Source organism: Nocardia sp. NPDC019219 (genome assembly GCF_040632645.1).
Lineage (GTDB): Bacteria > Actinomycetota > Actinomycetes > Mycobacteriales > Mycobacteriaceae > Nocardia > Nocardia sputorum.
This window is the reverse complement of sequence record NZ_JBEYCG010000028.1, coordinates 1-22,756: the sequence shown is the minus strand read 5'-3', so window position 1 is coordinate 22,756 and position 22,756 is coordinate 1. Positions and strand designations below refer to the sequence as shown.

Genomic DNA, 22,756 nt, shown 5'->3' with positions numbered 1-22,756 from the left:
TCGGGGTCGAAGAACTGGCACGGGCGACACCCACAATGCCACTTCGGTGCGGCGGGCCGCGCGGGACTTTCCCGAGAAACCCCGATGTCCGTCGGCCCCTGCGCGCCTGCACGGCGGACGGCGCGACGGCCGCGCTCGGGGCCGGCGGTATTGTGCCTGGTACAGCACGGTTCACCAGCACGGATTCGGAGGCTCGACGTTGAAGCATGTGCACGCCGGGAAGGTGCGTGACCTGTACGAGGACGGCGACACGCTGCTGCTGGTCGCCTCCGACCGGGTCTCGGTGTACGACGTGGTGCTGCCGACGCCCATCCCGGACAAGGGCGCGCTGCTGACCCAGCTGTCGAACTGGTGGTTCGAGTACTTCACCGACGTGCCCAACCACGTGGTCTCCGCCACCGACGTGCCCGCCGAGTTCGCTGGTCGTGGCATCCGGGTCAAGCCGCTGAAGATGGTCCAGGTGGAGTGCATCGCGCGCGGTTACCTGACCGGGTCGGGGCTGGTGGAATACCGGCGGACGGGCTCGGTGTGCGGGGTCGAGCTGCCGCCCGGACTGCGCGAGGGCGACAAGCTGCCGGAGCCGATCTTCACACCCACCACCAAAGCGTCCGAGGGCCACGACGAGTCGATCACCTTCGCGGACGTGGTGAACCAGGAGGGGCGCGAGGTCGCGGAGCGGCTGCGCGACCTGACCCTGCACATCTACGCCCGGGGCGCCGCGCACGCCGCCGAACGTGGTGTCATCGTCGCCGACACCAAGGTCGAATTCGGCTGGGACGGCGACGTGCTCACCCTCGGCGACGAAGTGCTGACCTCCGATTCGTCGCGGTTCTGGCCCGCCGACGAGTGGGAGGCCGGCCGCGCGCAGCGCTCCTTCGACAAGCAGTTCGTCCGCGACTGGTCCACCTCCACGGGCTGGAACAAGGAGGCGCCCGGCCCGGAGATCCCCCCGGACGTCGTCGACGCGACGCGCCAGAAGTACGTCGAGGCCTACGAACTCATCACCGGCCGGGCCTGGGCCGCCGTGCCGCGCTGACGGTCAGTCCGCGAGCAACTCGGCCAGCCGGTCCACACAGGGCCGCTGGCCGGCGACCAGCTTCGCTCGCGCGGTGGGCGCGTCGAACCACTCCGCGCGATCGATCTCCGGGAACTGCGCGAACCGGCCGGAGCGCGGCGGCCATTCGAGCTCGAAGGTCCCCGGCACCACGGCGGCGGGGTCGAGGTCGCCTTCGACGGCCCAGACCGTGAGGATCTTCTTGCCGCCGCTGTAGCGCGTCTCGCCCAGCGGCAGCCACGCGCCGTCCGGGACCGGCAGTCCGAGCTCCTCGGTGAACTCGCGGCGCGCCGCCGTCCGCGCGTCCTCGGCCTCCGGCTCGTACTCGCCCTTCGGAATCGACCAAGCGCCCAGATCTTTTCGCGCCCAGAACGGACCGCCCATATGCCCGAGCAACACCTCGACGGCGCGGTCCGGGGTCCGGCGGAAGAGAAGGACTCCCGCACTGTGTTTGCCTGCCACACCGCGTAGTCTGCCCGGTCGCGATCGGCGAGCGTCCTCGCCCGCTATCGCCCGGCGCGTCGCCGGAGCACCGGAAGGCAGGTTCACCCAGCGAGATTCGCACGCGCTTCGTGGCGCAGCCGCGCCGCGCGAATGGTGAGATAGTCCCGCTCCGGGACGCTCGTCGTGCGGGCGGCGGCCCTGGTGTAGCAACCGATGGCCGCGTCCACCGCGCCGGCCATCTCGTGCAGGTGTCCGCGCACGGCGTCGAGCCGGTGGGTCCCCTGCAGCCGGTCGTCGAGCGTCTCGATCAGCGCGAGACCGGCTTCGGGGCCCGACACCATCGCCGTCGCCACCGCCCGGTTGAGCGTCACCATCGGATTGTCCGAGAGCTGTTCGAGCCGCTCGTACAGCGCCAGGATCTTGGTCCAGTCGGTGTCCTCGGCCCGCGGCGCCTGCGCGTGCAGAACCGCGATGGCCGCCTGGATCTGATAGGTGCCGCGCAGTCCGCCCGCGAGCGTGCCGGTGACGAGGGTCGTCCCTTCGGTGATCAGCGCCCGATCCCACAGCGCGCGACGCTGTTCGGCCAGCGGGATGAGTTCGCCGTGCGCGCCGGTGCGTGCCGCGCGGCGGGCGTCGGTGAGCAGCATCAACGCGAGCAGGCCGGTGACCTCGGAGTCGTCGGGCAGCAGCCGGTGCACGGCCCTGGTGAGCCGGATCGCCTCGTCGGACAGATCGGTCCGCTGCAACGCGGGCCCGGAACTGCTGGTATGGCCCTCGTTGAAGATCAGGTACAGCACGTGCAGGACCGCGCCGAGTCGTTCCCGCCAGTGCCGGTCACCCGGCTGCGCGAAGGGCCGCTCGACCGTGGCCAGCTTCTTCTTCGCCCGCGTGATCCGTTGCGCCATCGTCGCTTCCGGCAGCAGGAAGGCGCGGGCGATCTGTTCGGTGCCGAGTCCGCCCACCGCGCGCAGCGTCAGCGCGATGGCGGCGGCGGGCGACAGCGCCGGATGACAGCACAGGAACAGCATGGTGAGGGTGTCGTCGTGGTCCACCGGGACCGCGTCGGTCACCTCGCGGTCGAAGGCCGTGGTCTCCCTGCGCCGCCGGGCCACCTCCGCGCGCACGGCGTCGGCCATGCGGCGCTGCGCGACCTGGATCAGCCAGGCCCGCGGATTGTCCGGCAGGCCGTCCCGCGGCCACTGGGTCGCGGCCGCCAGCAGCGCCTCCTGCAGCGCGTCCTCGGCGGTGTCGAAGTCGCCGAACCGGCGAACGAGCGTTCCGAGGACCTGCGGCGCCAGTGCGCGCAGCAGGTCCTCGGTGCTCGCCGGGAGCGGTGTGTCGTCGGGCACCGCACGCCGGTCGCTCATTGCTCGGTGGCGGGGGCGCCCATCACCGCGCGCACTTCGATGTACTCGCCGATCGGTTTACCGCCGGGGCCGGGTGCGGCGGAGGCCTGCGCGGCGATCTCGTAGGCCCGTTCGGGACTGTCCACGTCGACGATCCAGTATCCCGCCAAGAACTCTTTGGTCTCCGGGAACGGCCCGTCGGTGACCACCGGCGCCGATCGACCGTCCGAACTGACGATCCGCGCCTCTTCCGGCCCGGCCAAACCCTGCGCGTCCACCAGCTCGCCCGCCTCGGCCAGCTGCGCACCCAGCGCGCGCTGGAAGTCTATGTGCGCCTGGATCTCTTCCGGGGACCATTCGTTGATCGGTGTGTCGCAGTACGCGGTGGGTCCGTAGGTCTTCAGCAGCATGTACTTCATGATTCGTTTCCTCTCCTGCGTTCGGTCGCGTGGAGCGCCCCGGTGGCGCTCGCGAAGAGGTCGGAGCCCAGCGCGCGGATTCGACCTGTCCAGTCAGTGATCCACATCACAGCTGCGCCGTGGCGTCTGCCAGCCGGTCCGGGTCGACCGGATCGCCGGACAGGATCAGTTCCTTGATCCGGTCGGTCACGTCCCACACGTTCACGTTCATCCCGGCGAGCACGCGGTTGTCCGCGGCCAGCCAGAAGGTTACGAACTCGCGCTTCGCCGTGTCACCCCGGACGACGACCCTGGCGCACTCGTCCGGCGCGGCGAACCCCGTGTATTCCATGCCCAGGTCGTATTGGTCGGTGAAGAAGTACGGCAGCCGATCGTAGATGGCCTCGTGGCCGAGCATGGTCGCGGCGGCGACCGCGGGTTGGTTGAGCGCGTTCGCCCAGTGCTCGACCCGGATCCGCCGGCGCAGGACCGGATGCTGCTGCGCGGCGATGTCGCCCACCGCCACGATGTCCGGGTCGCTGGTGGCCAGCCGCTCGTCGACGAGCACGCCGTCGTCCACCGCGAGCCCGGCGTCGGCGGCCAGTTCCACGTTCGGGCGCGCGCCGACGGCGACCAGGACGGCGTCGGCCTCGATCGTGCTGCCGTCGGCGAGCCGGACGCCGTTGGCGACCGCCGTGGCGATGGCGTCCTCGGTGGTGATCGCCTCGACCTGGGCGCCGAACCGGAAATCCACGCCGTTGGCCCGGTGCAGGTCGGCGAACACCTGGCCCATCTCCGGCCCGAGCACCGCCAGCAGCGGCAGATCGGCGCGCTCGACGATGGTCACCTCGACGCCCGCCGCCCGCGCCGCCGCCGCGACCTCCAGGCCGATCCAGCCCGCTCCGATGATGACGATCCGGCGCGTCGCGTTGGCGAACAGCTCGATCAAGGTGTCGGAATCCTCGATGGTCCGCAGCGTGTACACGTTGGGCGCGTCGGCGCCGGGGACCGGCAGCGTCCGGGGCGTCGAACCGGTGGCCAGCGCGAGCTTGTCGTAGGGCAGGGTGGAATCGTCGGGCAGGGTGATCGTCTTCGCCGCGGGGTCGAGCCCGGTGACGGTGGTACCGAGGCGGACGTCGACGTGGTGGTCGCGGTACCACTGCGCGGGAACGACGGTGAACTCCGGCAGCGCCTTCTTCCCGGCGAGATGCTCCTTCGACAGCGGCGGCCGGTCGTAGGGCAGCTGCTCCTCGGCGCCGATCAGCGTCACGCTTCCGTCGAAATCCTTGGCGCGCAACGCTTCCGCGAGCTTGGCCGCGCCCAGTCCGCCGCCGACGATGACGAAACGCTGGTCAGGACTCATAGCGGACTCCTTCTCCGAAGGGAACCAAGCTCCTGCCGATCAACCCTACTGGCCGCCGTGCGCGCGGCTGGTGGAAACGGCTCCCCGGGTGGGAACGAATCGGCAGCCGCCGTGGTTGGTCGAGGTAGGGCGGCGAAGTGTGCGCGCCGTCCGTCCGCATGCGATCGAGAGGAAGCCGCCCGTGACCGACGAAGTCACCAAGGACGTCGCCGATTTCTGGTTCGACCCGCTGTGCCCGTGGTGCTGGATCACGTCCCGCTGGATTCTCGAGGTCCAGCAGGTGCGCGACATCGAAGCCCGGTTCCACGTGATGAGCCTGTCGGTGCTGAACGAAGGCAAGGATGTGCCGCCGCAGTACCAGGAGCTGCTCGACACGGGCTGGGGCCCGGTCCGGGTCGCGATCGCCGCGGCGCAGGAGCACGGCGACAAAGTGCTGTTGCCGCTCTACACCGCGATGGGCACGCGCATCCACAACCGCCGTGCCGAGTACGAACGCGACAACCGCAAGGAAAGCCTCGCCGCGGTGATCGCCGACTCGCTGGCGGAGGTCGGCCTGCCCGCCGAGCTGGCCGCGGCCGCGGAGAGCACCGACTACGACGAGGCGCTGCGCAAGAGCCACCACGAGGGGATGGACAAGGTGGGCCCGGACGTCGGCACCCCGACCATCCACATCAACGGGACCGCGTTCTTCGGTCCGGTCCTGTCCCGGATCCCGCGCGGAGAGGAGGCGGGCAAGCTCTGGGACGGCGCCGTGGCGTTGGCGTCCTACCCGCACTTCTTCGAGCTGAAGCGCACGCGGACGGAAGATCCGTCGTTCGACTGAGCAGTGTGCGCGGGTGCCGCCGGGCGGCACCCGCATCGGTCAGAGCACGGACTTCGGCGGGCTCGCGGGTACTTGACCGTAGGAGCTCGCGTAGCCCGCGGGCACGCCCGCGCCCGCGGGCGGCGCCGGGCGCAGGAACAGCTTCCCGTGCCTGCTGCGGTCGCGCAGCGCCCACATCCGCCAGGTGAGCACCGGGTGGCTGGACAGGGCGTTCACCATCCAGACGAAGAATCCCTTCTCGACAGCCGCGCGATCGGCCATCTCGTCGAAGCCGATCAGCCGGTTCATGTACTTGCCCGCGGCCAGGGTGCCCATGGCGGCGGAGGCCCCGGTGTGCCGGTTGCAGTAACCGTGGTTGTCCGCGGTGTACTCCTGCGCGCGGATCAGGCTGTTGCCGATGATCGGCAGGAACGGGACGAGGAACATGCCCAGCTGCCGCCAGTACGACGCGTGCCCGGCCGCGATGTGGCCGACCTCGTGGCCGATGATGAACGCCAGCGCGTCGGGTTCGCGTGCGGCGCCGCCGATCTCGAACAGATCGCTGTAGACCACCACGTAGCGCCGGAAGCCGTGGCCGCTGGCGAACGCGTTGATCTGGCCGTTGCCGAGCACGACATAGGCGTCGGGCACCTTCGCCATGCCGAAGCGGGCGGCGGCGTCCACCACCATCTGATAGCCCTCGGGGAACTGGGTCGGCGACATCTTCACGCCGTTGACCCGCTGACCGGCGTAGTTGATGCCGCGGCCGAACCACAGCAGCAGGGGGGCGGCCGCGAACGCCAGCACGTACTGGTCGAAGTTGCCGGTCGCGAGCAGCACCAGCGCGATCAGGTACGCGAACACGGTCAGCACCACCACCACGACCAGCATCGGGATCTCCCAGCTGTGCCGGGCGGGCATGCCGAACGGCGACAGGCCGCGGGGCTGCCGCTGCGGCGGCGCTGGGGGCGGCACCGGGAGACCGGGGTAGGAGCCGTACGGCGCCGGGTACCCGATCGGGGGAGCGGCCGGATGTGAGCCCGAGGTGTACTGCTGGCCGTAGGATGCGGCAGGCGTGTCCGGAGCCGGGACCCACCCGCCCTGCGGGGCGTACGGGTCGGCCTGTCGGCCCGCCTGGTCGGGCGGCTGGGGTTCGAACGGCTGCATGCGATGAACTCTATTCAGTTGCCGGGAACGGGGTTGGCGCGTCGGCCGTGTCACCGGGCCCTGTGGCCGCGAACACAGCTGTCGTACCAGTCGATTCGCGCGGGCCCACCGCGGTGTTAATCGCGGGGCGTGCCCTGTTGCCGTCGCGTCGCGGACGCCTGACACAATGCCTGCCATGCGCGTTTACCTGGGTGCCGACCATGCCGGTTTCGAACTGAAGAATCACGTCAAGGCCCATCTCGAGCAGGCGGGCCACGAGGTCGTCGACTGCGGCGCGCTCGAGTACGACGCGCTCGACGACTACCCCGCCTTCTGCATCGAGGCGGCCCGCCGGACGGTCGCCGACCCCGGCAGCCTCGGTCTGGTGTTCGGCGGCAGCGGCAACGGCGAGCAGATCGCCGCCAACAAGGTGCCCGGCGCCCGCTGCGCGCTGGCCTGGAGCGTGGAGACCGCGAAGCTGGCCCGCGAGCACAACAACGCGCAGCTGATCGGCATCGGCGGCCGCATGCACTCGACCGAGGAGGCGCTGGCCATCGTGGACGCGTTCGTGTCCACCCCGTGGTCGGACGAGGAGCGCCACCAGCGGCGCATCGACATCCTGGCAGAGTACGAGAAGACCGGCATCGCCCCGGCGGTTCCCGCGTACTGAGCGCACGGAGGTTGTAACCGGCTGTGCCGGAGGGACATACACTGCACCGTCTCGCGCGGCTGCATCATCGTCGGCTCGCGGGCGGTGTGGTGCGCGTGTCGAGCCCGCAGGGCAAGTTCGCCGCGGGCGCGGCCCGGGTGGACGGGCAGGTGCTGACGAAATCCGAGGCGTGGGGCAAACACCTGCTGCATCACTACGACTCGGGCCTGGTCGTGCACGTGCATCTGGGTTTGTACGGCACGTTCACCGAGTCCGCGCTGCCGATGGGGGAGCCGGTCGGGCAGGTGCGGATGCGCATGTTCGGCGGGCCGGACGGACAGCCGGGCTTCGGCACCGACCTGCGCGGACCCACCGCGTGCGAGATCCTGCTGCCGCCGGAGGTCGCCGCGCTCACCGACCGGCTGGGCCCGGATCCGCTGCGGCGCGGCGCCGATCCGGACCGGGCGTGGCAGCGTATCCGTCGTTCCCGCAGGCCGATCGGTGCGCTGCTGATGGACCAGCAGGTGGTCGCCGGGGTCGGTAACGTCTATCGGGCGGAACTGCTGTTCCGGCATGAGATCTCGCCGCATCGTCCCGGAACGGATCTGTCCGCGGGTGAATGGGCCGACATGTGGGCTGATCTCGTCGCGCTGATGCGGGTGGGCGTGCGCGTCGGGAAGATGGTCGTGGTGCGACCCGAACACGATCACGGCGAGCCCTCCTATGCCCCGGATCGTCCGCGCACCTACGTCTACCGCCGCCAGGGCGCCCCGTGCCGGCTGTGCGGAACGCCGATCGCCCACCAGGTGATGCAGGCCAGGAATCTGTTCTGGTGCCCCAGCTGCCAACCCGGCTGACCGTACCGCCGCCGTGCGGCGGTCCGGTCAGCCGGCGACGGCGGTGTCGATGTCCGGCTCGTCCGCGAGGGCGAAGCGGCGGCCACCGGCCGTCTTCGCCGAGTACATCGCCCGGTCGGCGCGGCGGAGCAGATCGGTGAAATCCAGCGGGCTGCCCGGCGGGTTGTAGGCGGTCCCGACGCTGGCCGACACGGGTACCGGCCCCGCCGACGACCAGACCGGGTCACGCAGTGCGGCCACGATCCGGTGCGCGAGATCACCGAGGTTGTTGTGGTGCGGATTGGTCGCGAGCACGAATTCGTCGCCGCCGTACCGGCAGATCACCGTGTCCGGCGGGCAGGCTTCGCGCAACCGGCCGGCCAGTTCGACCAGCACCTCGTCGCCGATCGCATGGCCGTATCCGTCGTTGATCTGCTTGAACCGGTCCAGGTCGATCAGCAGCAGCCCGACGCCGCGGGTCGGGTCGGTGGCCATCAGGCGGACCTTGTCCTGCAGCAGCGTCCTATTGGCCAGGTCGGTGAGCGCGTCGTGGGTGGCCTCGTGGCGCAGCCGGTGCTGCAACGCGGCGATCTCCTGCACCCGCAGCGACACCTTGGCCGACAGGTTTTGCTCCTGTTGCGCCAGAGCGCGCTCCTGCAGCGCCTGGGCGTAACTGTCGATGGCCTGACTGGCGATGAACGGCCAGCGGGTGGCCACCAGCGAACCGGGCGCGCCGGACGGGAAACCGAGCAGCCAGCGCGTGGCCTGTGCCAGCATCCGGATCCGGTCGAATGGCGCCTCGGCGAGCCGGGCCCCGAGCATCCGCGCTTCGGGCACCGGGAACGGCTCCGACCTGGCTAGCGTCAGCAGGCGCTCGACGATCTCGATCAGCACGGGTTCCAACTGCTGGGGCGCCGCGCCCGACCCGGGCTCGGCGCAGACCGCACGGGCCCAGGCGCGGGCCATGGCGGCTACCGGGGGCTCGATATCGGCCGACATCGGACTCACCCGGTGTGAGCGACGTCGGTACCCGGGTGCCCTGTACGCGCACAGGTGCCGGCGTCACCCTGATCGTTCCCACTGCTACGCGGTTGTGTCCACCTGGTTCGGCGCACGCTCACCGCCCCCTTTCCAGATACCCCCGTCCGGCAAAAAGGATCCTAGCAAGCCACTCGGCATCGAAAAGTGGCGATTTGCAACGTGTTCTCGATGCCAGGCGAATGGCGATCGGGTATGTGATCGTTCCCGTCGCGTTGGTGTTACACCCGATTCCGGTTTGCCGCAAAATCGCGCCGCGACGCGCTGGCGACACGCGGTACGAAGTGAGCGGCGAGTGGTGCGCGAGTCGCGGGGACGGCCCGGACCGGCCCAGTGCCGCCCGCTTCACGAGGATCTGTTCTCGCACGCGACGTCCTTGTCTTCCCTGTCGAGTTCCGGATGATGGTGCCGAGCGTTCCGGTGGCAGGCGCCTACTCGCTATCCGCCCGCGGCGGCGCGGCTCCGGTAGGCCACCGCTCGCGGGCGGGATGTCGGAGCACGGCCCGCCCGGGTGGGCGATGAGCGTCCGGCCGGGTCGCGGGAGCGCAGGCGCCTCCGGAGGCGGAGTCGGGGCGCGATCGGCCGGGGGACCATGCGAGGGACTCGCTCCCGGAGCGCACCGCATCGACTCCCTCCGGGTCCATCGGCCGTGGCTCGGCGACATGCCGAGCGGGTCGGCCGTAACGGCGAGTCGTGCGGTCCTCATCGGAATTCCCTCGAGCGAAGTTCCTGGGGTGACAGGTGTGTCATTCGAGTTTCGCCCACCGGAATCCGACACGCCAGAGTTTCAATGAAAAACAGCCTTTAAAATTTCGTGTGAGCGCGCCGCCGGGCTCCGGTGGACCCGTCGTGCGACACTGGGCGCGGCAACCCCGGAGCGCTCCGTCGGGCAACCTGCGAGATCGCGCTGCGCGGGGGGCTGATTGGCGTTTCGGAAGCCGGGTTCGGTACAGTCGGATCGCACACGACATCGTGGCGATCCCATCGGTGTCGTATGCCTGCGGGTGTAGTTCAATGGTAGAACCTCAGCCTTCCAAGCTGATGGTGCGGGTTCGATTCCCGTCACCCGCTCCACGGAGTATTCATCCTCGTCGGCGGCCCGCCCCGGCCGCCGCGAGGGCCACGGGGTGTAGCGCAGCTTGGTAGCGCATCCGCTTTGGGAGCGGAGGGTCGCAGGTTCAAATCCTGTCACCCCGACCATCGTTCGGGGGGCTGGTTCGGGATCGAATCTCGTTCGACGCCGGGGTGGTCGCGTCACTCCGCCGTCTTCGTTCGGCGCATCGGTATACCTGCGTATCCCAGTAGGTTTCGCCTCTGTGGAGGCGCGGATGCTCGCGCCGCCGCGGGAGTGTGGGTTCACCGCTCCGGTCCCGGGAAGCCGCCGCCGGGCACCTCCTGGCAACTCTTCGGCACTGGTCAAGCCCGGGTGTGCGCACGGGTTCGCGGGGAGCCGTGTTCGATGCGCAAAAGGCAGGCGCACCGGATTTTCGCTCCGGCACTGTCGGTGCACCGCTCGAAAGAGCCGAACGGATTTGTCTACCTAAGTATCGGACAGTGCCGGATGGAAATAGGAGAACGGTCGGTTCTAGGCCGTGCCGTCACTGCTCGGCTTGCATCTGCGGGCTGGAGGCCACCGTGGGCGGCGGCAGCTCGGAGTGCCGGGCGAACGCCTGGTCGATCAGCTCCGACGTGGCCCGCGTGACGATCAACCGGGCGATCGCCAGATCGGTCTCCAGCTTCGTGCGATCGCGGGGGGTTCGTGCGGATTCTTCGTAGGTCTGCCCGGCGAGACGGTAGAACAGTTCGGTGGCGAAGCGGTCGGCGATGCGATCGCAGTCCGCGCGCAGTCGCTCGACCAATTGGAATGTGTCTTGCATCGGCAGCCCGGTGTCGGAGAGCCGGGTGGCCAGATCGCAGCACCGCGGATTGGTGACCCGGTACGCCTCGAGCGGGTCTTCGCTGGAGGCCAGCGCTTGCTTCGCGTAGTCCGGCAACTCGGCGTAGCTGTCCTGTGGCTCGGTGGTGGCTTCCGGATCCGGTTCGGCTGCGTTCGCGTTCTTGACGCCGAGTACATCGGCGAGTCCGTCGCCGCGGTCCCAGGCCTCGAGCAGCTCCCTGATCCCGTTCAGCTTCATGCCACGCCCCAGCAGGCGGCTGATCGTTTGCAGCCGGTTGAGGTGGTCCGACCCGTAATACCCGATCCGCCCGCGCACCTCCGGCGAGGGCAGGAGCCCTCGCTCGTGGTACACGCGGACGCTGCGCACGGTGGTGTCGGCTGCCCGTGCCAGTTCGTCGATCGTGAATTCAGAGTCTGCAGCCATGTTTAAAAGGAAACCATAGTCGGGCCCCCGTGGAAAACGGTCCGTTTCATAACGTGCCGTTAAAGACGGTAGCTGGGTGTTGCTTCAAGGTCAACGAGCCGTTACATAGCGGCACAAGAGGTTGTGTGCTGGGCAACAGTGGGCTACCGTGCGTAGACCAGCTTATCGCGGCTGGGTTCCGGGGACTGTTGAGCAGCCCTGATGACCGTCCGATCCATGGGCCACGCACCTGCCAGAGGTGTGTGCTCGGCATCCCCGGAGATGGCTATGAGCATTACGCGAACCCTTCCGATGGACACGGGATCCATTGCGTCAGCAAAGGTCTCGTCGATTCCGGCAAAGTCGAACCAGCGGCCCCCGTGCGCCGACGTCCCCGACAACTGGGACATGGACACCGGGAATCCGGATGCCTGGCGAGCAGCGGTGCGCACCTGCCAGAGTTGCCCCTTGCTCGTGCAGTGCCAACAGCTGGCGCAGGCGCTGACCTCCCGCGGTGACGGCCCCCGCGCGATGATCTGGGCCGGCGTCGCCTATGACAACTCCGGCGGCGTCATCGAGAACCTGGACCGCCACCGCGCCGCGCCGATCGACCACAAGCGCCCCATGCGGATCATCCGTACCGGACCGCGTCCGCTGCGCACCGTCTCCACTCTCCCCGCGCCCCGTCGGCACATCGTGCTCGGGCAACCGCTGAAACCGACCGGCACCGACGGTCTGTGACTATGCTGCGTGCACCTTTTCGCGTCGAGTCCTTCGGTGGTGTGTAACTCATGACAGTGCTGGCATTGGAGATCGCGTCGTCGGGCTTCGCCGCGACCAGGGTCGCCGACGATGTCGACACCGACGACATCCGCAGGATCCCGATCCCGGCGACGGGCGCCTGGGACCGATGCCAGGAGCTGCTGCTCGAGGTCGCGGGCGGTGACCAGGTCACCGCCCTCGGCATCGCTTCGGCCGGGCCGATCGACATGGCGGCCGGGGTGATCGCTCCCGCCGATGTTCCGGAGTGGCGAGCGGGTTTCGGGATCGTGCAAGCCGCGCGGAAGCTGTTCCCGGACGCGCAGGTTCCGCTCGCGCTGGACGGCGTCTGCCTGGCGTTGGCGGAGCGAGGTTTCGGCGCGACGAGCGGAGTGATGGACAGCCTGGCGATCGGGGTCTCCGATCGCATCACCGGCGGGGTCGTGGTTGGCGGCTTCAGCTTGGTGGGGCGTACCGGCAACGCGGGGCACGTAGGTCATGTCCTGGTTCCCGGCTTCGACGATCGGTGCTCCTGTGGCGGCCGCGGATGTCTGGAGGCGGTCGCCGGCGGCTTGGCCGTGGTGCGCTGGGCGCGGGAGCAGGGCTGGGCGGGCACGTCGGTGCCGGAATTGCTGGATGCCGCGCGCGTGGGCGAGGACATACCGGCCGCGGCGCTCGGGCGGGCGGGCACGGCGCTCGGCCGGGCGATCGCCTCGGTGGCGGCATTGCTCGATATCGACCTCGTGGTGCTCGGCGGCTCGCTCGCCGGAGCCGGACCCGTGTTGTGGAAACCGCTGGGCGAAGCCGTCGCCACGCACGCCAGGCTGAGCTTCCTGCCCGGATTGCGCGTGATTCCTTCGCAGCTCGGGGACATCGCGACGGTCTTGGGTGCAGGTGTGCTGGCGCTGGCTGGAAGGAACGCCTGATCTTTCGCGCTGCGGCACAAGCCCTGGGCGAGAAAGGGTTCCGGTTGCGGGCCAAACTAGCCACGAGAATGCTACGGGCCTCGGATGGCGGCTGCTGTTGATCTTGTGCGCTGGTTTGCGGCGGATGTGCCGTCGCGTTGCGCGCCGGTATGAGGGGGCCTCGGCCGAACTTAACGTGAACAAAATGAACACGCCTGCGTGTGTCCCATGAACATGACGGAGACTTCATGAGAACGGACGGTTCTCTCACGGGTTGATTGAGCCGCTAAATAACGGTACATTGCCTGAGTCACAAGATGTCTCATCCGGGTTGAGGCGGACCCGGAGGAACGGCTGGTCGGGCAAGTGCGAAGCGAAGTGGCGCAGTGATTCCTTGGGTGACGATCGAGACGTTGGCGCCGGACGGCATGTCCGTGGCCTCGGTGGGGGACGCACCGCGTGAGTTCGCGAGCTGGCAGCGGGTGTTGCAGCGGACGCTGTCCAAAACGCCCGCGTTGTACGACAAGCTGACGACCGCGGGCCTGACCGAGGCGATCCATACCGCGCACGACCAGGCGCAGGATGTCGATCTGGCCATTCAGACGCGCGCGGGACGGCACCAGCTACTCATCCGCCCGATCTTCGGCCCGGCCGGCGACGTGCACGCGGTCCGACTGTGGCTCGGACCGGCATCCGAGCGCGTTGCCGCGCCGCGCCCCGCGGTGGGCGCCATCTGGGACCTGAGCAGTCAGACGATCCAGCAGCCCAGCGGTATCACGCGACTGTCCGGCAGCACCGTCGAACAGTACGTCCCTCGGATGTCGATCGCGGAACTGTTCCACCGGGTCTCGAGCTTCGATCGGCACGCGGAGGTCCTCGATCTCCTCTACGACCCCAAGCCCGGTGAGCGGATGCAGTTCGACACCACCGTGGTGCACGGATTCGGACGCCCGGCCCAGTGGCGGATCACCATCCGGGCCCGCGACGACGAGCGCACGCGCGGTGCGTGGTGGCTGATCGAGGATGTGACCTCGGAGAACGCGCCCGCGGCGTGGCCCACCTTGGAGCGCATCGGATTGCGTGAGGCGCATCGCCGGGCGGGTACGCATCTGGCCGTGGTCCAGCTCGAGCACACCAGCATCTCGCACTGGCTGACGGACCCCGCGCCGTGGGTGCGGTGGGACTATCTCTTCCGGCCCGTCGACGTCTTCCATCCGGAAGACCGTCCCAAGCTGGCGGAACTCGGCGATCGGCTGCGGTCGGGCGACAGTTGCGGCGTGACGTTGCGAGTACTCAACTACGGCGGTGGCTACACGCCCACCTCGTTGCTCCTCTATCCCTATCCCGGGTACTCCAGCAGACAGCTGGCGATCGCTCAGCTGGTCCGGGTCGCCGACGACGTTCCGCTGCTGGAAACCCATCGTCAGGTCCTGGAACCGCGGCAGCGCAGCGCGCCGATCGGCTATGACGAACAATTGCGGCATTGGCTTGCGGGGCGGATGAAAAGCAGCCCGGCCTGCTGACGATTGATTCCCACGACTGGGAACTACCGGCCGGTTAAGAACGCCTGTGCTCTCTACCATTTCGGGAGTGAGGACAGTGGTTCGGGGACCGGCAGATTCGGGTGAGGCACTGCTTCGCCGGATGGCCGCCCGCCGCCGTCGCGACAACATCGTAGTCGCCGTGCTCGCGGTACTCGCCGTACTCGGTGGCGGCCACGCGATTCTCAGCGTCTTCGATTCGGGTCCGCCCGCGCCGTCGGATGATTCGACGACGGCTATTGTCGGGCATGCGCAATTGGCCGGGTCTTTCGCCGAGCAGTTCGTCGTCACCTATCTGACCGCCACTGCGGGACAGCAGGATCGGCTCGGCGAATTCGTCGGCTCCAATCAGCAGATCACGCTGCCGTCGTCCGCGCGCCACGTCTCCGACCCGTCGGTCGTCTATGTCTCGCGTGCGCTCGCGGCGGGCGGGCTCGAGGTCTGGTCGGTGACCGTGTCGGTCCGAGTCGGCAAAGCCGCGACCGCCGCTCCGTCCGACCAGCGTCAGTTCTATCGTGTCGCGGTCTCGTTCTCCGACGGGCGGTTGCGCGCGCTGTCGACGCCGGCGGTGGTCCAGCCGCCCGGCAAGGGCGTCGACCTCAAACTCGCCTATGGCGCGCCTTGCGCACCGGATACGCCCCTCGGGCAGGTAGCCGCGGGCTTCCTGAGTGCCATGCTGGCCGGGAATGGCGATGTGGCGCGCTACACCACCCCGGATGCCGGGCTGGCCGCGCTGAAGCCGCCGCCATTCACCGCCGTCGAGCTGACCTCGCTCACCACGGACGATTCGAGCTGCGGCTCCGGTGGTGCGAAGGCCCAAGTGCTGGCCACCGTCAACCCCAAAGCCGACACGGGCGCCACCTCGACACTGGCCTACCCGCTCACCATGATTCGCAACGCGGGCCAGTGGCAAGTGGTGTCCATCGATCCGATTCCCGCCTTGGCGAGTCCGCTGGCGGTGGTCGTCGGTCAGGATTCGCGCGGCGGAGCGCCGCCCACCTCCACCTCGTCTTCCTCGCCGTCGGTGACGATTCCGCCGGCGACACAGAACTGATCCGAGAGGCAGCCCGATGGGTAATCTGAGCAACATCCTCTATGGCATTCTGATCTTTGTCCGATGGGGTGGGATGATCATCATCGCCATCGTCACGATCGGTGTGGTGATCTCCGAGGCGGCGAAATCCAGGCTGTCGCCGGCGCGGATCATCGTCGTCTTCGGATCGGGGTTGATGGCCGGGGTGGTGATCTGGATTCTGCCCACGACCATCAATTACGCGCGAACGGACGCGAACCTCATCGTTCCTGATCACCCCATCGGTGGCTATCGATGACCCAAGTGATCAAGGTGTTCACGCCGATCAAACGTGTGCCCACGATGATCGGCAAGGCGCAGAACGGGCAGAAGCTGCCGTTCGGCCCCTACACCCTGCCGCAGGTCGCCGCCGCCGTGGCGATGATGTCGGTGACGTCGGTGGGCGCGATGGCGTTGCCGCTGAACCCGGCCGTCACTTTCATCACGGGTCTGGCAATCACCATCCTGGCGGTCTTCGTGCTCGGGCTCGTGCCGTACACGGGCGTCCGGATGCTCTCGCGAGCTTTCTGGCTCAGCAGGCTCATCGTGTACCGCAAGCCGGTGTCGGCCTCGGGGATGCCGATCACCAGTGACTCCGTGCGCCACACCATGTTCATCGAGGAGACCGTGGTCCTCCTTCTGCCCGATCGCCCGGGCGCAGCGGTGGCCGCCGAGCCGAAATCCGGCATCCGCCTGCTCGAGGTGGTGAGTGGAGGCGGTAAGGCCACCGACCTGTGGCGGCGACTGAACGGCAACGACAACGGCGACAGCAACGGCACAGCCTCCGGAGGACGCCCCTGATGGCACTCGGACGAGATCTACAGCCCACCGCGGCGATTCGCGGCAATCTTCAATTCACCCATTCGGGTCTGGTCACCGCGACCTACTTCATCAACCCGCTCGGCTACGGCTTGCGCAAGGCCGGTGACAAGTACGACGTGAAGATGGCGCATCACGCGCTGGTCACCAATTTGCCGAGCGGATCGCTGTTGCTGGGCATCCAGGCGCGGCTGAACACGATCGACGTGCTCACCAAGATGGTGGAGGGTGTCGACCTGGACGAGTGCGAGGACTACGCCGACGAGGTGGTGGCCTCCTACGAACGCGTGCACGCGATCATGCCGCAGACCCGCATCTTCCTGTTGTCGATCCCGGTCGGAGCCAGCAACTCCAGCATGTCCGCGCTGTCGCGCCTGTGGCGTGGCAGCACCCCCACGATCGATGCGACCGCGATCTCGCGCGCCGACCTGGACGAATACGACGAGAAGGCGAACGAGATCCTGTCCAGGATCGGCGGTGACTTCGATCCGGCTCCGGTGCCGGCGGCCCTGTTCCAATGGCTGTGGGAGCACTATCTCTCGCGCGGCGCCGCAGGGGACCCGGTGGCGCCCACGCGTGCGGGCGCACTGGACGACGCGACGGCGGCGGTGTTCCGCTCCGCCGCGCTCGACGAGGGAGCACAGGCCGACAGCAATCGGCGTATCCGTCCCTCGTTCGTTCCCGTCATCAAGGTGGTACAGCCGGATTTCGAGTACCGCCCGTCCTACCAGGCGATGCTGACGCCGCACTCCTTCCCCTACGCGGGCATGACCTTTCCCGGCGGCAGCGAGTTCCTCAACGTGCTCGAGGGTCTCGGCGACGTCACCGTCGACTGGGGCATGCGGATCTCGACCAAGCCCGCCGAACAGGTGTTGAAGAACAACGAACTCAGTTTGCGCAGGCTCGGCGAGCAGATGGATCAGCGGGACCAGGAGGTCTCGTTCGCACAGAACACGTTGGCCTCGAAAGCCCGCATGCTCGGCGAGTACAACCAGCACTTCGAGGTCAACGGCGGGGAATCGGAGGTCTCGTTCACCACGGTCATCGCCATCGGCGGACCGACGCGGGACGCCACCATGGACGCGGTCAACACGCTCAAGCGGCGCTACAAGCGGTTCCAGGTCGACATGACCGCCCCGGTCGGCGCGCAGGTCGACCTGTGGTCGATGCTGATTCCCGGCAGCCCACCGCGGCGTGCCTTCGACGACTTCGCCCATATCCTTCCCTCGGACATGTGGGCCGGTTTCGTGCCGTTCACCACCAGCCAGATCGGCGACGACAGCGGGCCGGTGATCGGTGTCAACCTGCTGTCGGGCCATTTCGAGCCGATCCACTTCGGCATCATGGAGGCCGCGCTGCACGATCTGTCCGCCTCGTTCGCCGTGACCGGCGAACTCGGCTCGGGCAAGTCGTATTTCCTGAAACTGATGGCGGTGCTCGTCCACGACATGGGCGGGCAGTTCCTCGCCATCGACCGCAGTCAGGTCGGTGAGTGGGAGCACTTCGCGCGGTCGATCGACGACGCGGTCATCATCGACTTGGCCAATCCCACGGTGTCGCTGGATCCGTTGCGTTTGTTCAACCCGCGGATTGCGGGTGAACGCGCGCTGGACTCGATCCTTCCGCTGCTGGATCTGTCGCCGACCTCCGGCGCGGGCGCCGCGGCGAGCAATCTGCTGTCACCCAGAGGCATGGCCGAGCACAAGATCAAGAGCCTGCTCGATCTATACCAAGTGGTGCGCCGGTTACGGGAGCATCCCGAGCGCGGCGAGGAGTACGCCGATCTCGCGGCGCGACTCGGCACCGTGGTGGAGCGGGTGCCGGTGCTGTTCGACCCCAAGTTGCGACCGCTGCGCCTCGACGCCGCCGCGACCGTCGTCCGCAGTCACAATCTGCAACTGCCGAGTGCCGAGGAACTCACCACGCCGCACCTGTACAACCGGTTGCCGCTGACGAAGCGGCTCGGCACGGCGCTGTACGAACTGGTCGGCGTGGCGGCGCGAGAGGCGTTTCTCTCCGACAACGGCAGGTTCGGCCTGCTGGTCGGCGACGAGGCGCACCACTTCACGCAGACGCAGGTCGGCTCGGCGGTCACCTCGGATTTCAGCCGCGACGGCCGTAAGCACCTGGCCGCGATCGGGCTGGCCTCGCACGACCCGGCCACCGACTTCCAGGGCGCGGCCCACAACCTGATCCCGAACCGATTCGTCTTCCGGCAGCGCGACGAGACGTTGGCGCGCAACAGCTTGGAGTGGCTGGGCGTCGATCTGGAGGAAGCCCCGTTCCTCTTGCAGATTCTCCGCGAGGAGACCTCGCCTCCCATCGGTCCGGGTCGTCAGATTCCCGAGGAGCGTCGTGGCGAGATGTTCATGCGTGACGCGCTGAACCGCATCGGCCGCGGCAAGGTGCTCGGTCCGGCGCGGCCGGACCGAGCCGCGGCGATCACCAGTACGCCGACCAGCGTCAACAATGCGCGTTCGGCCCTGCCCGAGCGATTGGGACGCTGATGAGAGCGATACTCGGCTCCAGAATTCGCACCGAACAGTCTTTCGGGATGCCTTGGGAACCGCAGTTCTGGGACGCCGACCGTTGGCGACCGCAGATGGTGTTCCGGCGATTCCGCGCTTGGATCGCCGCGTCGCGCCGTCGTAGGCGAATCGCGTGGATCGTCGTGGCCCTCTTCGTGCTGTTCGTCTTCCCGGGCCTCGTCCACGCGGTGTCCATTGCGCAGACAGGCACAGCGACCCAAGGGGCCGCTCCCAACAGCGCGACGAGCTGGATGAATGTCAAGGACTCCTATGGCGTCAATGTGTCGAGCTACATGTTGGTGGTCGATCGCGGCGGAGTGCTGAACATCGGGAATTTCGCGCTGTGGATCATCCTCATGCCGCTGTTCGCGGTATGGCAACTCTTGACGATCACCGGGGTCTGGCTGCCTGGCAAGGCGCTGGACTTCCAGTGGCTGAATCTGATCAGCGCGCCGCTGCAAGCGATGGCCCGCAACCTGACGGCGCAGATCGCGACGCCGCTGCTGGCGTCGACGGCGCTTGCGATCGGTGCGTTCTTCGTGGGCTATTTCATCGTTCGCGCCTTATACGCGAAGGCCGTTGCACAGGTCGTGACGATGATTGCCTTCGCGATCGCGGGCGTGTTCTTCCTGACCAACCCGCTTGCGGAGGCGTTGTCCGACCACGGCGTGCTGGTGCAAGGCCGTAACGTGGGGCTTTCGGTCGCGGCGGGTCTGAACGGGGACAACAACCCGAATCCGGACCAGTTGGTCGGCACGCTGCAAGCGACCATGGCAACCAATATCATCCGGCTCGGGTTGCAGGTCTGGAATACCGGGCACGTAGTGGACAACAACCCTTCTTGCCGGGCTGCGTGGTCCGCCGGCATGGCGGCGGGCAGCGAAGACCGGGTGCGGAACGGGATGAAGTCGTGCGGTGACAGCGCCGCGTATGCCGCGATGGGGGATCCGAGCGTCGGTCAGATCGGAGCCGGACTGCTGCTGTTGCTGTGCGCGCTCATTCTCCTGGCCTTCGCCGCGTACCTGTCCTTCAAGATCATGTGGGCCGCGCTCGACCTCATCTACTACGGGTTCGCGTCGATCTTCGGGTTCGCCGCCGGGGGCTACATCTACGGTCCCACGCAGACATTCACCGTGCGTTGTGTGGTACACGGCTTCATCGCCGGTGGGAAAATGGCCTTTTTCGTCATCGGCCTCGGCATCTACGAGCTGTTGCTGGGCAGTCTGTTCCGAGCGGCGAACGGTCAGATCATGGTGGTGTTCGTGATCGGGGCGGGCGTCGAGATCGTCGCCATCGTCCAGGTGCGGCGTCTGAGCAGGAATATCGACGAGGCCAACGATTGGGTGACCCACCGCATCGGCGCGGCGATCCAGAACCCCGGAACGGCGCAGGGTGCCGCTGGCGGCGCCCCATTGGGTATGGGTTTGGGCATGGGCAACTCGGGCGCGGCCAACTCGATGACCCCGCTCGCCATGCTCGGCGCGATCAGCACCATCAACAGCTCGCCGGTCACGGCGTGGATGGCCGGTGGCCGCCTCAATCCCCTCAATCCTTTCTCCCGGGTAGACCAGATCGACAAGAGGAACAAAGCGAGGGGCCTGAGGACTCGCGACCTGAGGGAGGCCGCGCACGCCTCGGCATACGATCGTGTGGCTGCTGCCAATTATGCCCGGGAGGGGATAACCAGGTCCGGGTCGCGCCGGAATAGTGAAAGGTCTGCCGCCTACGCCGCGGAGAATGTCGCGCATATGACAGGCATGATGGGCAGCGTGCAGTACGCCCTCCGTATGGCCGGTATCGGTTGGACTCGAGGACAACGGGCGACGATCGCGCGCGCGGATATCATCCGGCACGCGGACGACGAGCCGCTCGCATCGAAGCACCTCGGCCGGGTCGTCGCGGCGCACAAGCACTTCGAGCGGGACTTCCATACGAATCCGAGAATGATGATGGCCAGGTTCCACGGGTTGGAGGCCAGCGTCGATCGGTATCGAGGTGATTACCAGGGCGGTGTGCGAATTTCGGATGAACTGGCCCAGCTCGGCAGGGATTACATCGACAATCCGACCAGAGAATGGATTGATGCGTTGCAGGCCCATGCATCGGGGCCGATCAGGGACGCGTCAGCCGCGCGGCTGCGGGTCAATGGCCAGGACCTCTCTCAGAACGATGCGGACAGGTTGAGGCAGTGGATCGCGAACGAGCATGCGCTGCGGATCCAGGCGGCCACCAACTGGGTCGCCGAGAATCCACAGGACTTCGATCGGATTCGAAGACTGCGTTCCGAAATCGACAAAGCTGCCCAGACCGACCAATGGCAGGCGGGCCGCAATATCACCGGTGCTGTCTCGCTCCCGCAGCCGGACCCCGCGGCGAATCCGCTGCCCGACATCCCGGACCGGATCCTGAATCCCCTCAGGAACCCGCGCGGCCGCTGATCATCCCTCGATAAGGGCAAGACAGTGGGGCAGATATCACAGAGAGGCACGCGATGATCGGTCGTCTTCTAACGCTCGTACTCATGCCGATCTGGGTATGGGTAGTGCTGGGGGGCGTGGGCGTCCTGCTCGTGTCGATGATGGTTTTGCTAGTGGTCATCGGCGGCGCGACGTCGGCGATCGCCTCCGACCTGCACTATCAGTGCGACAGTGCGGTGGGGCCCGACCCCTCGCAGACAGTGACCCCCAGCCGCGCGACGACAGCGGCGCGGCCGACCGCGAAGAGCGCACCGGTGGGTGGAACGACCTCCACTCCCACCACGAATCCGTACGCCGAGCTGACCATCGCACCGGACGACACCCACGCCTCCGATTGGGATCGTGCCTGCGCCACGGCGATGAAGTACGCGCCACGCCAGGATCCTGCCTTGCTGTACGTCAACGGGGGCATCGGTGTGGAGTGTGCGCGTCAGCTCGCTCTGGCACAGCTGACGGCGAGCGGGGCCGGCACCGGCTCCGGTAGCCGAGCCGGCGCCACGGAGTTCACCAGATCTGTGATCTACCAGGCATCGGCCGCGCAGATAACGGGTCGATGCGCGACTACCGAGGCGGCGGTGGCGCAGCCGTCGGTTGGGGACGGCGCGGTTCAGCCGAGCGTTCCGGCGCGGCGGGCATGCGGACAGCTCGGCGAAGCATCGGTAGTCGTGTTGCCGAACACCATTGCGGCACAGGCCGCGTGCGGCCAGCGAGTGGATCCCGTCGCGGTATCGCCCGGCGATCTGGTGTTCTGGAATTACCGAAACAACGCGCCGACCCAGGTCGGCATCGCGGTCAGTGACACGCGGCTCGTCACCACCGATGCGACGACCGGTGAATTCGTCGAACTGAGCATCCCGAGCGTGAACGACGTGCGGGTGAAACGAGTACTCGGCAGCGGGATGTGATGAGTAAGCGATGCCGCCAACAGAGGTAGAGCCCCAGATAGAAGCCGGCGAGGATGCCGAGGCGCCGCCGGTACCGGTGACGCCGTGGTCCAACCGGCCCGATCAGCAGCGGCCGCGGCAGGGTGGGGTGCCGGGATCGCCCGGCAGTCCTTCTCCCGGGACGGGGCAGCCTCCCGGAGCAGGTCAGCCAGGATCCGGTCAGCCGAATGGTGGCGGTGACGCCGGGGTTCCGGGTTCGGCTGGGGTGCCTGGTAGTCCGACCGTGCCGGGTGCGGCGGCGCCTGGTCAGGCGGGTCAGCCGGGTGGTGTGCCGGGTCAGCCTGGTGTGGGTGTGCCTGGTGGGCCGGTGCCGGGTGGTCCGGGTGGTGTGGTGG

At 68.0% G+C, this 22,756-nt stretch carries 20 protein-coding genes and 2 tRNA genes; 15 read left to right on the top strand and 7 right to left on the bottom strand.

What is annotated here, in order from left to right; all coding sequences use genetic code 11:
* The first annotated feature begins 199 nt into the window (after positions 1-199).
* Positions 200-1,036 carry a phosphoribosylaminoimidazolesuccinocarboxamide synthase gene (locus ABZ552_RS33450; RefSeq protein ID WP_357441869.1) on the top strand — a complete coding sequence of 279 codons (837 nt, stop codon included), beginning with the start codon at positions 200-202 and terminating at the stop codon, positions 1,034-1,036.
* A gap of 3 nt (positions 1,037-1,039) precedes the next feature.
* On the opposite strand, the gene ABZ552_RS33445 is transcribed toward ABZ552_RS33450, so the two are convergent.
* From ABZ552_RS33445 to ABZ552_RS33430, 4 genes are all read right to left on the bottom strand, one after another.
* Positions 1,040-1,516, bottom strand: a complete 477-nt coding sequence (locus ABZ552_RS33445; RefSeq protein WP_281875029.1) for an NUDIX domain-containing protein — start codon at positions 1,514-1,516, stop codon at positions 1,040-1,042.
* 83 nt (positions 1,517-1,599) lie between these two features.
* Positions 1,600-2,865 (bottom strand): DUF6596 domain-containing protein, encoded by a 1,266-nt coding sequence (locus ABZ552_RS33440; RefSeq protein WP_357441867.1) that lies wholly within the window; start codon positions 2,863-2,865, stop codon positions 1,600-1,602.
* Positions 2,862-3,263, bottom strand: a complete 402-nt coding sequence (locus ABZ552_RS33435) for a YciI family protein (protein ID WP_201298038.1) — start codon at positions 3,261-3,263, stop codon at positions 2,862-2,864. Before ABZ552_RS33435 ends, ABZ552_RS33440 begins: the two co-directional genes overlap by 4 nt.
* Before the next feature lie 106 nt (positions 3,264-3,369).
* Complete coding sequence (locus tag ABZ552_RS33430) at positions 3,370-4,605, bottom strand: FAD-dependent oxidoreductase (protein ID WP_281916863.1); 1,236 nt, start codon at positions 4,603-4,605, stop codon at positions 3,370-3,372.
* Positions 4,606-4,786: 181 nt separating this feature from the next.
* Between ABZ552_RS33430 and ABZ552_RS33425 the strand changes: the two genes are divergently transcribed.
* A complete protein-coding gene (locus tag ABZ552_RS33425; RefSeq protein ID WP_281875026.1) occupies positions 4,787-5,428 on the top strand; it encodes a disulfide bond formation protein DsbA in 642 nt (213 codons plus the stop codon).
* A gap of 39 nt (positions 5,429-5,467) precedes the next feature.
* Here ABZ552_RS33425 and ABZ552_RS33420 read toward each other — a convergent pair whose 3' ends face one another.
* Complete coding sequence (locus tag ABZ552_RS33420; RefSeq protein ID WP_281875025.1) at positions 5,468-6,574, bottom strand: M48 family metallopeptidase; 1,107 nt, start codon at positions 6,572-6,574, stop codon at positions 5,468-5,470.
* A gap of 175 nt (positions 6,575-6,749) precedes the next feature.
* Between ABZ552_RS33420 and ABZ552_RS33415 the strand changes: the two genes are divergently transcribed.
* On the top strand, positions 6,750-7,223 hold the full coding sequence (locus ABZ552_RS33415; protein ID WP_159842340.1) for a ribose-5-phosphate isomerase: 474 nt from the start codon (positions 6,750-6,752) through the stop codon (positions 7,221-7,223).
* A gap of 23 nt (positions 7,224-7,246) precedes the next feature.
* On the top strand, positions 7,247-8,059 hold the full coding sequence (locus ABZ552_RS33410; protein ID WP_357441864.1) for a DNA-formamidopyrimidine glycosylase family protein: 813 nt from the start codon (positions 7,247-7,249) through the stop codon (positions 8,057-8,059).
* Positions 8,060-8,086: 27 nt separating this feature from the next.
* On the opposite strand, the gene ABZ552_RS33405 is transcribed toward ABZ552_RS33410, so the two are convergent.
* Entirely contained in the window at positions 8,087-9,037 is a 951-nt protein-coding gene (locus tag ABZ552_RS33405; RefSeq protein WP_063025067.1) for a GGDEF domain-containing protein, read from the bottom strand.
* Positions 9,038-10,076: 1,039 nt separating this feature from the next.
* Between ABZ552_RS33405 and ABZ552_RS33400 the strand changes: the two genes are divergently transcribed.
* Positions 10,077-10,150: transfer RNA gene (locus tag ABZ552_RS33400), tRNA-Gly, on the top strand.
* 49 nt (positions 10,151-10,199) lie between these two features.
* A tRNA-Pro gene (locus ABZ552_RS33395) sits at positions 10,200-10,276 on the top strand.
* A gap of 398 nt (positions 10,277-10,674) precedes the next feature.
* On the opposite strand, the gene ABZ552_RS33390 is transcribed toward ABZ552_RS33395, so the two are convergent.
* On the bottom strand, positions 10,675-11,397 hold the full coding sequence (locus ABZ552_RS33390) for a MerR family transcriptional regulator (protein WP_281916865.1): 723 nt from the start codon (positions 11,395-11,397) through the stop codon (positions 10,675-10,677).
* Between the two features lie 387 nt (positions 11,398-11,784).
* Between ABZ552_RS33390 and ABZ552_RS33385 the strand changes: the two genes are divergently transcribed.
* From ABZ552_RS33385 to ABZ552_RS33345, 9 genes are all read left to right on the top strand, one after another.
* A complete protein-coding gene (locus ABZ552_RS33385) occupies positions 11,785-12,117 on the top strand; it encodes a hypothetical protein (protein ID WP_281875020.1) in 333 nt (110 codons plus the stop codon).
* A 50-nt stretch (positions 12,118-12,167) separates the two neighbouring features.
* Complete coding sequence (locus tag ABZ552_RS33380) at positions 12,168-13,061, top strand: ROK family protein (RefSeq protein ID WP_281916866.1); 894 nt, start codon at positions 12,168-12,170, stop codon at positions 13,059-13,061.
* Between the two features lie 377 nt (positions 13,062-13,438).
* Positions 13,439-14,563 carry a GAF domain-containing protein gene (locus ABZ552_RS33375; RefSeq protein WP_281875018.1) on the top strand — a complete coding sequence of 375 codons (1,125 nt, stop codon included), beginning with the start codon at positions 13,439-13,441 and terminating at the stop codon, positions 14,561-14,563.
* Between the two features lie 67 nt (positions 14,564-14,630).
* A complete protein-coding gene (locus ABZ552_RS33370) occupies positions 14,631-15,635 on the top strand; it encodes a conjugal transfer protein (RefSeq protein ID WP_281875017.1) in 1,005 nt (334 codons plus the stop codon).
* Positions 15,636-15,651: 16 nt separating this feature from the next.
* Positions 15,652-15,912, top strand: a complete 261-nt coding sequence (locus tag ABZ552_RS33365) for a hypothetical protein (protein ID WP_039796594.1) — start codon at positions 15,652-15,654, stop codon at positions 15,910-15,912.
* Positions 15,909-16,454, top strand: a complete 546-nt coding sequence (locus tag ABZ552_RS33360) for a hypothetical protein (RefSeq protein WP_281875016.1) — start codon at positions 15,909-15,911, stop codon at positions 16,452-16,454. Before ABZ552_RS33365 ends, ABZ552_RS33360 begins: the two co-directional genes overlap by 4 nt.
* On the top strand, positions 16,454-18,979 hold the full coding sequence (locus ABZ552_RS33355; RefSeq protein WP_281875015.1) for an ATP-binding protein: 2,526 nt from the start codon (positions 16,454-16,456) through the stop codon (positions 18,977-18,979). Before ABZ552_RS33360 ends, ABZ552_RS33355 begins: the two co-directional genes overlap by 1 nt.
* A gap of 47 nt (positions 18,980-19,026) precedes the next feature.
* Positions 19,027-21,438, top strand: coding sequence for a hypothetical protein (locus ABZ552_RS33350; RefSeq protein WP_281875014.1), 2,412 nt, complete (start codon positions 19,027-19,029; stop codon positions 21,436-21,438).
* A gap of 83 nt (positions 21,439-21,521) precedes the next feature.
* Positions 21,522-22,382: a hypothetical protein gene (locus ABZ552_RS33345; RefSeq protein WP_281875013.1), complete on the top strand. Its 861-nt coding sequence runs from the start codon at positions 21,522-21,524 to the stop codon at positions 22,380-22,382.
* Positions 22,383-22,756: the final 374 nt, after the last annotated feature.

Coding starts and splice junctions, on each gene's coding strand:
- ABZ552_RS33440 (WP_357441867.1), bottom strand. CDS start 2,865: ATGAGCGACCGGCGTGCGGTGCCCGACGACACACCGCTCCCGGCGAGC.
- ABZ552_RS33435 (WP_201298038.1), bottom strand. CDS start 3,263: ATGAAGTACATGCTGCTGAAGACCTACGGACCCACCGCGTACTGCGAC.
- ABZ552_RS33430 (WP_281916863.1), bottom strand. CDS start 4,605: ATGAGTCCTGACCAGCGTTTCGTCATCGTCGGCGGCGGACTGGGCGCG.
- ABZ552_RS33420 (WP_281875025.1), bottom strand. CDS start 6,574: ATGCAGCCGTTCGAACCCCAGCCGCCCGACCAGGCGGGCCGACAGGCC.
- ABZ552_RS33415 (WP_159842340.1), top strand. CDS start 6,750: ATGCGCGTTTACCTGGGTGCCGACCATGCCGGTTTCGAACTGAAGAAT.
- ABZ552_RS33405 (WP_063025067.1), bottom strand. CDS start 9,037: ATGTCGGCCGATATCGAGCCCCCGGTAGCCGCCATGGCCCGCGCCTGG.
- ABZ552_RS33390 (WP_281916865.1), bottom strand. CDS start 11,397: ATGGCTGCAGACTCTGAATTCACGATCGACGAACTGGCACGGGCAGCC.
- ABZ552_RS33385 (WP_281875020.1), top strand. CDS start 11,785: ATGGACACCGGGAATCCGGATGCCTGGCGAGCAGCGGTGCGCACCTGC.
- ABZ552_RS33380 (WP_281916866.1), top strand. CDS start 12,168: ATGACAGTGCTGGCATTGGAGATCGCGTCGTCGGGCTTCGCCGCGACC.
- ABZ552_RS33365 (WP_039796594.1), top strand. CDS start 15,652: ATGGGTAATCTGAGCAACATCCTCTATGGCATTCTGATCTTTGTCCGA.
- ABZ552_RS33360 (WP_281875016.1), top strand. CDS start 15,909: ATGACCCAAGTGATCAAGGTGTTCACGCCGATCAAACGTGTGCCCACG.
- ABZ552_RS33355 (WP_281875015.1), top strand. CDS start 16,454: ATGGCACTCGGACGAGATCTACAGCCCACCGCGGCGATTCGCGGCAAT.
- ABZ552_RS33350 (WP_281875014.1), top strand. CDS start 19,027: ATGCCTTGGGAACCGCAGTTCTGGGACGCCGACCGTTGGCGACCGCAG.
- ABZ552_RS33345 (WP_281875013.1), top strand. CDS start 21,522: ATGCCGATCTGGGTATGGGTAGTGCTGGGGGGCGTGGGCGTCCTGCTC.